At 76.0% G+C, this 12,376-nt stretch carries 7 protein-coding genes; 1 reads left to right on the top strand and 6 read right to left on the bottom strand.

Annotation, left to right across the window (positions count from 1 at the left end; genetic code table 11):
- Window positions 1–46 precede the first annotated feature (46 nt).
- From ACIPK4_RS12935 to ACIPK4_RS12925, 3 genes are all read right to left on the bottom strand, one after another.
- Window positions 47–2,839 (bottom strand): phosphodiester glycosidase family protein, encoded by a 2,793-nt coding sequence (locus ACIPK4_RS12935; RefSeq protein ID WP_402311876.1) that lies wholly within the window; start codon window positions 2,837–2,839, stop codon window positions 47–49.
- A gap of 618 nt (window positions 2,840–3,457) precedes the next feature.
- Complete coding sequence (locus tag ACIPK4_RS12930; RefSeq protein ID WP_402311874.1) at window positions 3,458–5,527, bottom strand: SpoIIE family protein phosphatase; 2,070 nt, start codon at window positions 5,525–5,527, stop codon at window positions 3,458–3,460.
- 53 nt (window positions 5,528–5,580) lie between these two features.
- Entirely contained in the window at window positions 5,581–6,828 is a 1,248-nt protein-coding gene (locus tag ACIPK4_RS12925; protein WP_402311871.1) for a DUF6777 domain-containing protein, read from the bottom strand.
- A 160-nt stretch (window positions 6,829–6,988) separates the two neighbouring features.
- Between ACIPK4_RS12925 and ACIPK4_RS12920 the strand changes: the two genes are divergently transcribed.
- Entirely contained in the window at window positions 6,989–8,278 is a 1,290-nt protein-coding gene (locus ACIPK4_RS12920) for a streptophobe family protein (RefSeq protein WP_402311868.1), read from the top strand.
- Here the strand turns inward: ACIPK4_RS12920 and ACIPK4_RS12915 are convergent.
- From ACIPK4_RS12915 to ACIPK4_RS12905, 3 genes are read right to left on the bottom strand one after another with little or no spacing between them, the layout of a single operon-like run.
- The gene (locus tag ACIPK4_RS12915) at window positions 8,268–9,251 is read right to left on the bottom strand and encodes a serine/threonine-protein kinase (RefSeq protein ID WP_402311865.1); all 984 of its coding nucleotides are present in this window, start codon (window positions 9,249–9,251) and stop codon (window positions 8,268–8,270) included. The genes ACIPK4_RS12920 and ACIPK4_RS12915 overlap by 11 nt on opposite strands.
- On the bottom strand, window positions 9,251–9,844 hold the full coding sequence (locus ACIPK4_RS12910) for a hypothetical protein (protein ID WP_402311862.1): 594 nt from the start codon (window positions 9,842–9,844) through the stop codon (window positions 9,251–9,253). Before ACIPK4_RS12910 ends, ACIPK4_RS12915 begins: the two co-directional genes overlap by 1 nt.
- 6 nt (window positions 9,845–9,850) lie before the next feature.
- Window positions 9,851–12,292: an FHA domain-containing protein gene (locus ACIPK4_RS12905; RefSeq protein WP_402311860.1), complete on the bottom strand. Its 2,442-nt coding sequence runs from the start codon at window positions 12,290–12,292 to the stop codon at window positions 9,851–9,853.
- Between the last annotated feature and the right edge of the window lie 84 nt (window positions 12,293–12,376).

Raw genomic sequence — 12,376 nt, 5'->3', positions numbered from 1 at the left:
GGCCCAAGCCAGCGGCCGAATCGGGTGAAGCGGTCAGAGCGTCCCCTCAGTGCCTTGCGGTCACCGCTCCGGCCGGCCGGACGGCGAGCCAGTCCCCCGGGGCGAAGGCGTCCACGCCGACGACGGTCCGGCCGGTGTGCGGGGCGGCGACCGAGAGGACGCCCTCGGAGCGGCCGGCCGTGAAGGCGGGGGCGCCGAGGGTGATCACGGCTGCCCGTTTTCCGGTGGTGCGCCGGAACTCGGCGAGCAGATGCGCCGTGAGGGCCGTTTCCTTGCGGTCCACGGTGGTCGGCGCATGGGCCTGTACGACGGCCAGCGCGCCCGTGGCCGGCTCCCGGGCGGCGGCCGCCAGAGCCTCGCGCAGGGCCCGGATCCGGTACAGACCGCCGCCGCCCACGGTGGGCCGGGTGGTGTCGAGCGGCAGGAACCGTACGCCGCGGTGGACGAATGCGGGCCCGTCGGCGCCGGTCAGTACGAAGTCGGCGGCCGCGCCGGCGGTCCCGCCGCGGCCCCCGGCGCCCGGCTCGACGGCGAACCGCCAGGGCCGTGCCCGCACCCCGGCCTCGGTGGCCACGATCGGATCCCGGACCTCGGACTCCACGGCGGGCCCGGTGGGCGGGGTCCGGGCGCCGAGCGTGTCCAGCGCCAGCCGTCCGGGGCCGGTCCCGCCGACCGCCGAGAGCCGGGTCACGCTGAGCGGCGGACGTACGGTGGCCGGGAGCGCGAGGGTGACCTCCCGCCAGCCGGTCCAGTCCGTCGCGGGCCCGCGGACGGTGACGGGGGCCCCGTCCGCATCGGTCAGTTCCACGGCGGGCCGGGCTCCGGAGCCGTCGCCGCCGACCCAGAGCGTGAGCGAACGGGCGAGTTCCGGGACGGGAAGGGGCCGCGGCGGGGCGGCGCTCGCCCCGGCCGCGGGCCGGGGCAGGTCCAAGGCGAGCCCCGCGCCGGGGTGTCCCACGGCCGGGGCGGCGCCCGGTCCGGTCCAGTCGGCGGCATCGGCCAGGTCGGTGAGGGGGAGGGTCACCAGCCCGACGCCGAGCGGGATTTCGGCGCTCACCCCGGAGGCCCTTGCGAAGGCGCCCCCGGCAGCTCCGGGCGGGGCGGCTCCGGGCACGGCGGCTCCGGGCACGGCGGCTCCGGCCCCGGCGGCTCCTGCCCCGGCGGCGGCCCGTACGGTGGCGCGCAGCCGACCGGTGGCCTGCGGCACGAGGGCGGTGACGGTGAAGCCGCCCCGCCCGTCGTCGGTGACGTTCCACTGCGACCGGTCGAACTCCAGGGCCACGTCGCGGGGTTCCACGACGGCGGCCGCGCCCTGCGCGTCGTACCCGGTCAGCCGGAAGCCCGCCGCCTCCCCCTGCTCCGCGAGCCCGATCCGGGCCTGCGTGGGCCGGATCCGGGTCAGCGGCCCGAGGACTTGGAGCGGGAGCGTGCCATGCGCCGTCGTGCGCCGGGCGTGCGCCGTCGCACGACCGGGGCGCACGGCGTGGAAGACCCCGGCGGAGTCGATCGTGCCGGCCCCGTCGGCGGACCATGCCGGCGCCCCCGGGGCCGGGCCCAGCAGCGCGTCGTACCCGGTGGCCGTGAGGGTCCGGCTGAGCCGGGGGAAGACCCGGGTGAGGTCCTCGGTGGCGCCGCCGGCGGGTTCGACCCGGTAGCCGGCGGTCCGGCCGGAGCCGGCCGGGGCCGTGAGGACGAGTCCGTTGGGCACGGGCCGCTGCCGCCCGTCCGACGGGGAGTTCTCCAGCGTCAGGGCCGTGGCCCCACTCAGCGCGGCGAGCAGGGTCGTGGAGCCGCCGCCGTCGAGGTTCAGGGCCTCGTACGCGCCGAGCCGGTGCATCATGCGGCCCAGTTCGGTCAGGGTGAGGCCGCCGCTGTCGCGCTGACGGCCGTCCACGGTGAGGATCCGCAGCCGCCGCCCGTCGCGCGAGAACCCGACGGCCGTGCGCGGCGCGGCGGTGTTGTTCGGCTCGCCGTCGTGGTCCTGCGGTACGCCGGCCACGACGAGGGCCTCGCGCCCGCCGACGGCCGCCACCGGGACCGGCCCGGTGTCCGGGGCGGGGCGGGCGGCGACGGTGACGGCGTCCCCCGGGTGCAGGGCGGCGAGTTCGGCGGCGGCCGCACCGCCCGCGGGGGCGGTGAGCAGGGTGGTTCCGAGGGCCGGGCGGACCGGGCCGCGTACCGGGGCGGCGGCTGCGGCGACCCGGCCGTCCCGGACCGGCACGGCGATGCCCACGGCGGGCAGCTGCGCACCGGGATGGTCGGCGGTGTAGGCGGAGAGGCCGTCGGTGGCCGGGCGGGCGGCGTTGTAGCCGGCCAGTGGACGCACCGTCCCACCGGGCAGGGTGACGCTGCCGTCGAGGCCGATCCGCAGGACCCGGCCGGTGCTGTCGGCGCCGAACCCGACGGCGGGGGCCGCACCGGGTCCGGGACCGGCCGAGTGCAGCAGCCGGCCGGCGCCGAGGCCGGGGCCCAGGGGCGCGCCCGTACCGCGGATGTCGAAGAAGTCGCCGTTCACGGCGGCCACGACGCGCCGGCCGCTGCCGGCGGCGTGGCGGGCCGCGGTGTCGGCGACGGTGGCCGGTCCGTGGCCGCCCAGGTATTCGGCGCGGAGGCCGGAGCTCCCGCCGAGGTCGACGAGGAGTTCGTCGATCCGCAGCCAGCGGTCGGCTTCCAGCCGGTCGTACGACTCCAGGCGGACCCCGGGGACGATCTGCCGGCCCGTTCGGGCGGTCTCGATCCCGTCCGCCTCCACGCCGGCGGCCCGCGCGGGGACGGAGAGGACGACGGCGAGCAGGACGGAGAGCACGGGCAGCAGCGGACGCGGACGCAGGCTCAGCACCCAGGCAGGATGGGCCACTCGGCCCGTCCCGTACGGGCACGGCGGTCCGCGCCCCGCGGTTTCAGCCATTCGCCCGCCGTCCGGCTCCGGAAGGCATCCGGCCGCCGGACGCGGGACCGGCAACGTCCGAACGGTCCGAATGCGCCCGCCGGCGCCCGCCGGGCGGCCCGGGCGCCCCGGCGGGCCCCGTCCCGGGATGCCCTGCGCAGCCCCGTGGTCCCCCGTCGACGTAGTGCGCGCACCGCACGGCCCGGCGGTCGCGGTCACGCGCTCCTCGGGGTCGTCGCCGCGGTCAGCCTGTTCCCGGCGGCCGTCAGCGCGTACGTCTTCCCGCCCCTGGGGCGCGTGAGCGCCGACCCGGAGGACGTCGGGCGGCGCCTGACCGCCAGGGAGACCTGGACCGCCGGCACCCGGTGCGCGCCGGACGGCTCGTTCCGCGAGGTTTCCCCGCGCCGGTCACCGCCCGGCGGGTGGTGCGGGTCCCGGCGGGTGCTGCGGGTCCCGGCGGGTGGTGCGGGTCCCGGCGGGTGGTGCGGGTCCCCTCCCCGCCCGGCGGACCCGGGCCGGGCGGACCGCGACCCGGCGATCAGGCGCAGGGCCGCCGGCCGGGCCCGGGCCTCACCGTGCCCCTGCGTGCCCCGGCACGGTGAACTCGCACCACACGCACTTCCCCCCGCCCCGGGGCTCCACGCCCCAGTCCTCCGCGAGCCGGTCCACCAGCAGCAGGCCGCGCCCCGACACCGCCCAGTCGCCGGCCTCGCGGCGGTGCGGCAGGGCGCTGCTGGAGTCCTCGACCTCGATGCGGATCCGGCCCTCCGGCGTCAGCCTCACGTTGACGTGGCCGACGCCGTCGGTGTGCACGAGGGCATTGGTCATCAGCTCGTCCGCCGCCAGTTCGATCTCGTCGGACCGCTCCCGGGCGCCCCACGCGGCCACCGCCGCGCGGATCAGGTGGCGGGCCATCGCCGGGCCCTCGGGGTCACCCGGGGTGAGCCGCAGCCGCAGCGGTCCGCCACCGCGCGGGGTGGGGGTGCCGCGGCGGCGCAGCAGGAGCAGGGCCATGTCGTCCCCCGCGCCCGCGTCCCCGACCAGGTCGCACAGGACGTCGGCGAGCTCCTCGACGTCCACCGGCCCGCTGCGGACCGCCTCCATGAGCTCACGCATGCCCGCTTCGGGGGCGCCTTGGGGTCGTTCGAGCAGACCGTCCGTGCACAGCACCAGGGTGTCGCCGGGGTGCAGTTCGAGACTGGTGACCGGGTATCCGGCCCCGGTCCCCGACTGCTCGCCCGGCGGCAGTCCGAGCGGGAGCCCGCCGGCCACCGGGATCCGGTGGCAGCTGCCGTCGCCGCGCCGCACGACCGGGTCGAGGTGGCCGGCGCGGACCAGTTGCAGCATGCCGGAGTTCAGGTCCATCTCGGCATACGTACAGGTGGCGAAACGGTCCGTCTCCAGCTCCCGCAGGAAGGTCGAGGCCCGCCCCATGGCCGTGCCCGGGGTGTGCCCTTCGGCGATGTAGGCCCGCAGGACGATCCGCAGCTGGCCCATGACGGCCGCCGCGTCGGTGTCGTGGCCCTCCACGTCGCCGATCATCACCCCGACGCGGCCGTCGCCGAGCGGGATCACGTCGTACCAGTCGCCGCCGATGTCGCGTCCCATCCGGGCGGCCCGGTACCGTACGGCGATCCGCGCTCCCGGCACCTCCGGGATCCGGCGCGGCAGCATGGCCCGCTGGAGGCCCTCCGCCAGGTCGTGCTCCTGCTCGAAGAGCATGGCGCGCTGCAGGCTCTGTGCGATGCCGCTGCCGAGGGCGACGAGCAGGTTCCGCTCCTCGGCGGTGAAATCCCCGTCCCGCCGGTACAGCAGGCCGAGCGCGCCGATGGCCCGCCCCTGGGCGATCAGCGGCAGGTAGACGCCGCTGCGCACGGACAGCGGCTCGATGTACGGCCAGAGCTCCGGGTAGCTCCGCTGGAACACCTCGCGCGAGGCGATGAAGACCGGCTGGAGGTTGCGTACGGCCTCGCTCATCGGGAACTGCGCGTCGATGCGGGTGTACTCGATCTCCGGGACGTACGAGCCGAGCTGACCCTCCGCGACGAGGTGGATCCGGCCGCCGTCGACGATGCCGAGCATCACGCTGACCGCGCCCAGGTGGCCGAGCGCCTTGGGGTCCTTCAGGACGTCGGTCACGTCGTTGACGGTGCGGGCGTGGGCCAGGATGGCGCTGGTCCGCTCGACGACGCCGGTCATGCGGCGCCGTCCCTCGGCCTGCTCCCCGCCGGCGCCCGGGTCGCCGGGGTCGTGGGCGGCGTCGCGCAGGATCCCGATGATCCGGTACGGACGGCCGTTGGCGTCGCGCAGGATGTGGCCCTGGACGTGGGTCCAGGAGGGGGTGCCGTCGCGGCCGCGGGTGCGGACGTACGCCCCGTAATGGCTCCGGCCGTCCTTGAGCGCCTGCGCGACCCGGGCGTCGAGCCGGACCTCCTCGCCCGGCTGCACCCGGGCCCGCAGCCCGTCGGGGGTGCCGCTGAACTCCTCCGGGCGCAGGTCGAGGACCCTCAGGGCGGTGGGATCCAGATGCATCTGCCCACTGTCGAGGTCCCAGTCGAAGGTGCCCATGCGGTTGAGCGCGAGGCTCATGTCCGGCTGTGCGGGCCAGTCGACCTCGGGGCTCGCTCCCCTTTCGGCCATGCAGCCAGGGTCTCACCGTTCCCGGACGTGTGCCCGCACAGGCCGCCGGCCGGCTATCCGATGGCGGGGCCCGAGGTCTTGCCGGCGGCCGGAGTGACCGACGGAGTGACCGACGGAGTGACCGACGGGGTGGCGGACGAGGGCTCGGACGGCGGCGCGGACGGGGGCCTGGACGACGGCGGGGGCGTGGGCGGCTGTGTCGCGCCCGGTTCGGACGCCGGGCCGGACGGGGTGGGCGACGCCGTCGGCCGGACCGGGGACGCCGACGAGGTCTGGGGGGACGGCGGTGTGCGGGTGGCTGCGGGGCTGGGCGTCACCGGCGCCGGGACCACCGGGGGCGGCACGGGTCTGTCGTGGCTGCCCCGGTGGTCGCCCGGGTCCCGGGCGAACCAGCGCCCGCCGTGGTGGTCGTAGATCACGAACTTGTCGACGACCGTCGCCGACGGCGCGATGACCACCACCTTCGACGGCTGGTACGAACCCCACGGCTGCCCGTGCTGCTCCGGGTCGGGCTTCAGCGCGACCGGGGGGCCGAGCGGGTTGCCGCAGGCGCACCGCACCCGCGGCACGCCCCGGTCGTCCACGAGGACCGCCGTCCCGGCCTGGAGCACCGCCTGGTAGGCGGTGGCCTTGCCGTCGCGGTAGCCGTGGTTGGTGACGCGGGTGTCGGCGCGCAGCTGGAGCGGGGTCAGCGAGCGCAGGTGGCCCGGGACGGACGCCGGCCTGATGCCGAGCGCCGAGGCGAACGCGGCGTTCTTGTCCGGCTGGGCGGACAGCGCCCGGATCTGCTTCTCGACGTCGCAGCTGGCCACGGACTGGGTCCCGCCGTACAGGCCCGGCGCCGCACCGCTGATGCTGCGCGTGGCGGTGGGCGCCGTGCTGCCCGTCGACGGCGCGGGGCTCTGCGGGGGTGGTACGGCCTCCTTGGCGGCGGTCGACTCGGTGAACGGGTCCGGGCCGGTCGCGGAGGCGGGCTGGAGGAACACCTCGCCGCGGGCGCTGGGGGTGCCGCCGGGCCGGGTCAGCACCACGGCCAGGACCACGGCGGCGGCCACCGCGACGAGCGCGGTGGCCACCCGGGGTACGGACCGCGACCAGGGACCCTTGTCCGGTGGCCCGGCCGAGCCGGGCGGCGTGCCTCCGGGCGGCTGCGGCGGAGCGGGCGGCGGTGGCAGGGGCGGGCCCTGCCCACCGCCCGAGAGGGGACCGGAGGGAGGGCCGGTGGGGCGCCCGGGCGGTGGCTGCGAGGACTGCGTCGGCCGCTGCGGCTCCCGGCCGGGGCCGGAGGGTTGCGTGGTCACGGGCTCTTCTTCCCAGACGGAGGAGTTCCGGTCCCTGCGGACGTTCCGCAGCTGGCCCCCATTCCATATAGGGAAGTCCGGGGTACTCCCGCACTCCCGCGGCCCCTTGCGTGCGCCGTTCAGGTGGTGGCCGCGAACGGAGCGTGCCTACGGTTGCAGCGTGAGCAGTCCGTCGGCACCGCGTTCGGCACCCGGCGGCGCCGCGAGGGCGTGGCGGGACGCCCTCGTCGCCGTCGTGGCGGGCTTCGTGGCGATGACCGCCGTCGCCGCGGCGGGTCTGGCCTGCGCCGGAGCGACCGGTCTACCCGACGGCGCGTTCCCCCGGGTGCTCGCGGCGGTCGTCGTGATGGCGGCCGGCGGATCGGTCGAGGTGACCGGCGGGGCCGGATTCCTGGCCGAGGCCGACGCGAGCCTGTCCGTGCTCCCGCTCTCGGTGAGCCTGGCCGGGGCCCTCACGGCCGGCTCGCTCTTCCTGCGCCCGCTGCACAACCGGGCGGTGGCCCGGCCGCGGGAACTCCTGCTGGCCCACGTCGTCCCGCTGGTCGTGCTGTGGCTGCTCGCCCTCACCGGCGCCGCGCTGCTCGCCCGTCAGAGCTTCGGCGTCGGCGGCGACTCCCCGATCGCCGACCTCGGCGAACTGCTCGGCTCCTCCCCGACGGCCGGCTTCCGGGCGGCGCTGCCCGCGACCCTCTTCTTCGGGCTGCTGTGGATCCTGGGCCTGCTGCTGGTCGCCCTGCTGATCTCGCGGCGGGCACCGCTGCCTGCCGGGCTGGTCCGCTTCCACGCGGCGGTGCGGCCCGCCGCGTTCGCCACCGTGGTCCTGCTCCTCGCGTACGTGGTCGTCGGCGTCGGCGTGGGGCTGGTCGTGGCCGCCACGCAGGGGCATGCGGACCGGACGTTCGCCGTGATCCTGCTCGGCCTGCCGAACCTGGCCTGGCCGGCCCTCACCCTGGGGCTCGGCGGGGCCTGGGAGGGCAGGGTCGAGGGGCCGTTCGGGCTGCCGATGCCGCAGGTGGCGGACGAGGTGCTGCGCGGGCCCGGCCTGTCCCGGGTCGACGTCGCCTCGCTCGCGCAGCGGGACTCCCGCGCCTGGTGGCTGGTGGTCGTGGCCGCCGTGCTGCTGCTCGGCGCCGGATTCCTGGCGGCCGTCCGCTCCCCGGCGGGCGTCCGCGCCTGGCAGCACGCCCTCCACTTGGGCGTGGCCCTCGCCCTCGCCGTCCTGACGGTGTGCCTGCTGGCCGGTGTCCAGGCCCGGTTGGGCCTGTCCCTGCTGGGCCTCGGCGACGTCGGCGGTCTCGGCGGCAAGGTGGAGCTGACGCCGGTGCTGTGGCGCAACGTGGGCCTCGCCCTGCTCTGGGGCGCGCTCGCGGGCTTCCTCGGGGCGCTGCTGGCCCGCCCTGTCCACCGCCGCGGTCTCGTCGGGGCGCCGGCGGAGACCGTCAGCCGCTGACCTCGTCCCTCCCGCCCCGGAACACCGGCAGCGCCCAGCGCGGGGGCTGCGGAATCGGGCGGGGCTGCGGGGCCGGGGGCGCCGCAGCGGGCGGCCGGGCCGCTTCCGCTCCGGCCCGGCGCAGCGCGGCCGTGAACTCCAGGCAGGTGTTCCACCGGTCGTCCGGGGCTTTGGCCAGCGCTCTGGCCAGTACCCCGTCCACCGCGGCGGGCAGACCGGGCCGCCGCGAACTCACCGTCGGCGGCGGATCGTACTGGTGGGCCCAGAGGAGGGCCATGTCGTCGTCCCGCAGGAACGGCGGGCTCCCGGTCAGCGTCTCGTAGACGACGCAGCCCAGGCTGTAGACGTCGCAGCGGGCGTCGACCGGCTTGCCGGAGATCTGCTCGGGCGCCACGTAGTCCAGGGTGCCGACGAACTGCCCGACGCTGGTGAACCCGGTCAGGGACAGCGACTTCTTGGTCAGTCCGAAGTCCGTCAGGTACACGTGCTCGGGGTGTTCGCTGTCCGTCCCCTCCGCGACCAGGATGTTCCCCGGTTTCACGTCCCGGTGGACGAGGTCGTGATCGTGCGCGGCGTCCAGGGCGGAGGCCACCTGCCCGGCGATCCGGGCGGCGGTCTCCACGGGCAGCGGTCCGGTGCGGTCCAGCAGGGCGCGCAGGTCCTGCCCGGGGACGTACCGCATGGCGATGAACAGCAGTCCGTCGGTCTCCCCCGCCTCGAAGACCGGGACGATGTGCGGGTGGTCGATCGCCGCGGCGACCTTCGACTCGTGGGCGAAGCGCTGCCGGAAGGTGTCGTTGCGCGCGAGTTCGGGGGCCAGCAGCTTGAGGGCGACCGTCCGGTCCAGCCGCAGGTCGCGCGCCCGGTAGACGACCGCCATGCCGCCCCGGCCGATCTCGCTCTCCACGAGGTATCCGGCGATCTGTTTCCCGCACAGGTCGGACGGCCGTCCGCCGAGGGAGCCGGCCGCCATCACCGCCCTCCGCTCCCGGGCGGGGTCGAGACCTGCGTCGGCTCGTGTCCGGCTTCCCGCGGCGGCTGCGACGGAGGATCCGGCTCGGCCGGTGCGCCGGGGCCCTCACCGGCCGCGTAGGTCGTCAGGCGCGTGCCGTCCCCGTACATCCAGCGGCCGGTGGTCTCCTCGTACAGCCAGACGGACTCCCCGTCGATCACGATGCCGGCGCGCAGTCCCCGGGTCGCCCGCCCGAAGGCCCCGGAGTCGGTGCGTCCCGCGGCGAGTTCCACGGCGGCCCGCCGGTAGCGCTCCAGGGTCTCGGCGCCGCGCGCGAGCAGCGGCAGCGGGTCCTCGGTGCGCGTCGGCGGCATGCCGCCGGCCGGTGGCGGCTCCGGGACGGCGACCAGCAGCCGTCCGTCCACCCAGGCGGACCAGCCGTTGGCGCACAGGATCTCCCCCCACTCCCCGCGCCGGGTCAGCAGTTGCACGGGCAGGAAGGGGTCCAGGGCCGCGGTGGGCCGGGAGACGTCGGGTTCCTCCCAGGCGGGCAGCCCTTCGCGCGGGACCACGTGCGTGGGGTGGAAGGTGGCGGCACCGGCCGGGCTGGTCATCGGCGCCTACTTCCGCATGATCGCGGGTTCGTGGCGGCGCAGCAGCCGCAGGACCAGCACCCCGAACAGGACGGACAGGGCCACCAGCATCCCCATGTCCAGCAGCCACACCCCGGGACTGTGCGCGAAGAGCGGGTCGTCGGTGAGTTTGCCGGGCACGATCGCGCCCAGGTCGATGGTGGCGGCCATGGCTCCGAGCGCCCACCGGGAGGGCACCAGCCAGGCCAGCTGTCCGATGACGGGTACGCCGTCGAGCTGGAGCAGGGCTCCGCAGAAGACCACCTGGACGATGGCGAGGAGGACCAGCAGCGGCATGGTGACCTCCTCCTTGCGGACCAGGGCGGAGACCAGCAGGCCGAGCATCATGGCGGTGAAGGACAGCAGGGCGACGGCGAGGGTGATCTCGACGAGGGGTGGCAGGAAGACTCCCTTGCCGCCGGGGGCATTGGTGTCGACCCCGTAGAGGCCGACCAGCGTCAGCACCACGGCCTGCGCGACGGTGACGGCGCCGAGGACCAGCACCTTGGACATCAGGTAGGCGGATCTGGACAGTCCGACGGCCCGTTCCCGCTGGTAGATGACGCGTTCCTTGACCAGCTCGCGTACGGCGTTGGCGGCGCCCGTCAGTACGCCGCCGACGCACAGGATGAGCAGGGCGTTGATCGCGGTCTCCGCCGTGAGGGTGCTGCCCGCGAGGGCGCGGGCCATGGCGCCCATGACGAACGGCAGCGCGATCATGATGGCGAGGAAGGTGCGGTCCGCGCTGAGCGCGGCGGCGTAGCGGCGCATCAGGGTGGAGAGCTGGGCGCCCCAGCTCTGGGCCTTGGGCGGCGGGGCGGCGAACGCGGCCGTCCCGGACCGGTCCGCGTCCTGCCGGGGCTGCCGCGCGGCGTGCTGTACGAACCTGCGGTACTGCGGGGAGCCGCGGTACTCCCCCGCCCAGTCCCGGTCCCGCTGGTTCTCGAAGGCTTCGAACGCCTCGGGCCACTGCTCGAAGCCGAAGAAGCCGAGGGTCTCCTCGGGCGGCCCGAAGTACGCGATGCGCCCGCCGGGGGCGAGGACCAGCAGCCGGTCGCAGACGTCGAGGCTGAGCACGCTGTGGGTGACGACGATGACGGTGCGGCCGTCGTCGGCGAGGCCGCGCAGCATGTGCATGACGGAGCGGTCCATGCCGGGGTCGAGACCGGAGGTGGGCTCGTCCAGGAACAGCAGCGAGGGCTTGGTCAGCAGTTCCAGGGCGACGGATACGCGTTTGCGCTGGCCGCCGGAGAGGCTGTGGATGGGCTGGTCGGCGCGCTGCCCGAGGCCGAGTTCGCCGATCACCTCGTCGACGCGGGCCTGGCGCTCGGCGGGGGCCGTGTCCTGCGGGAAGCGCAGTTCGGCGGCGTAGATGAGGGCGCGGCGGACGGTGAGCTGGGCGTGCAGGATGTCGTCCTGGGGGACGAGGCCGATGCGGCTGCGCAGTTCGGCGTAGTCGCGGTAGAGGTCGCGGCCGTCGTAGAGGACGCTGCCGTGGTCGGCGGGGCGCAGGCCGGTGAGCGCGCCGAGGAGGGTGGACTTGCCGGCTCCGCTGGGGCCGACGACGGCGAGCAGGCATTTGGCGCCGACGGGGAAGGAGACGTGGTCGAGGAGGGTCTTGCGGCCGTGGTCGACGGCGACGGCGAGGTCCTGGACGTCGAGGGAGACCTCGCCGGTGTCGACGTACTCCTGGAGCTGGTCGCCGACGAGGCACAGGGCGGTGTGGCCGATGCCGATGATGTCGCCCTCGGTGACGGGGGCGCGTTCGGTGCGGGTGCCGTTGAGGAAGGTGCCGTTGTGGCTCCCGAGGTCGGCGATCTCGTACGTGCCGTCGGCGAGGGCGCGCAGTTCGGCGTGCCGGCGGGAGACGACGAGATCGTCGATGACGAGGTCGTTCCCGGGGGCGCGGCCGATGCGCACGGCGGTCCGGCCGGGCAGCGGGCGCACGCTGGTGGGGCGGCGGAAGGTGCCGGTCAGAGAGGGCTGGGACACCGAGGACGGGCGGGAACCGCCACCCGCAGCCGCCCGGTCCGGCGGGGCAGCCGAAGCCGACGGGGCGGCCGGGACCGGCGGGGCGGCCGATACCGGCGGGGCGGCCGGGAGTACCGGGGCGGGGCCCAGGAGAAGCGCGCGCGGGCCGTCCGCGGCGCTGCCGAAGCGCAGTTCGCTGCCCGCGCCGACGCTCCACTCGTGGATGCGGTGGCCGTCGGCCCAGGTGCCGTTGGTGCTGTTCTCGTCCTCCACGGTCCAGTGGTCGCCGTCGGGGCGCAGGAGGGCGTGGTGCCAGGAGACGCGGGCGTCGTCCAGGCAGATCTCGCAGAGGGGGTCCCGGCCGACGTGGTACGTCCGGCCCGGGACCATCGCGGTGGTGCCCGTGTCGGTCTCCAGGACGAGCTCGGGCGCGGTCGGCACACCGGGGCGCTGGACCATGAGCAGATTTTCCCACGATCCGCCCGACTCGGCAGCCGTCGACATCGCCGCAGGTCAGCGGCCTCTTATGGGTAATGACAACGG

Origin of the sequence: Streptomyces sp. NPDC086989 (assembly GCF_044745505.1) — a bacterium.
Lineage (GTDB): Bacteria > Actinomycetota > Actinomycetes > Streptomycetales > Streptomycetaceae > Streptomyces.
Note: the sequence above shows the minus strand (reverse complement) of the source record. Positions and strands in the feature narration are given on the sequence as shown.

Coding starts and splice junctions, on each gene's coding strand:
- ACIPK4_RS12910 (WP_402311862.1), bottom strand. CDS start 9,844: ATGACCAGCCCGGCCGGTGCCGCCACCTTCCACCCCACGCACGTGGTC.
- ACIPK4_RS12905 (WP_402311860.1), bottom strand. CDS start 12,292: ATGGTCCAGCGCCCCGGTGTGCCGACCGCGCCCGAGCTCGTCCTGGAG.
- ACIPK4_RS12915 (WP_402311865.1), bottom strand. CDS start 9,251: ATGGCGGCCGGCTCCCTCGGCGGACGGCCGTCCGACCTGTGCGGGAAA.
- ACIPK4_RS12930 (WP_402311874.1), bottom strand. CDS start 5,527: ATGGCCGAAAGGGGAGCGAGCCCCGAGGTCGACTGGCCCGCACAGCCG.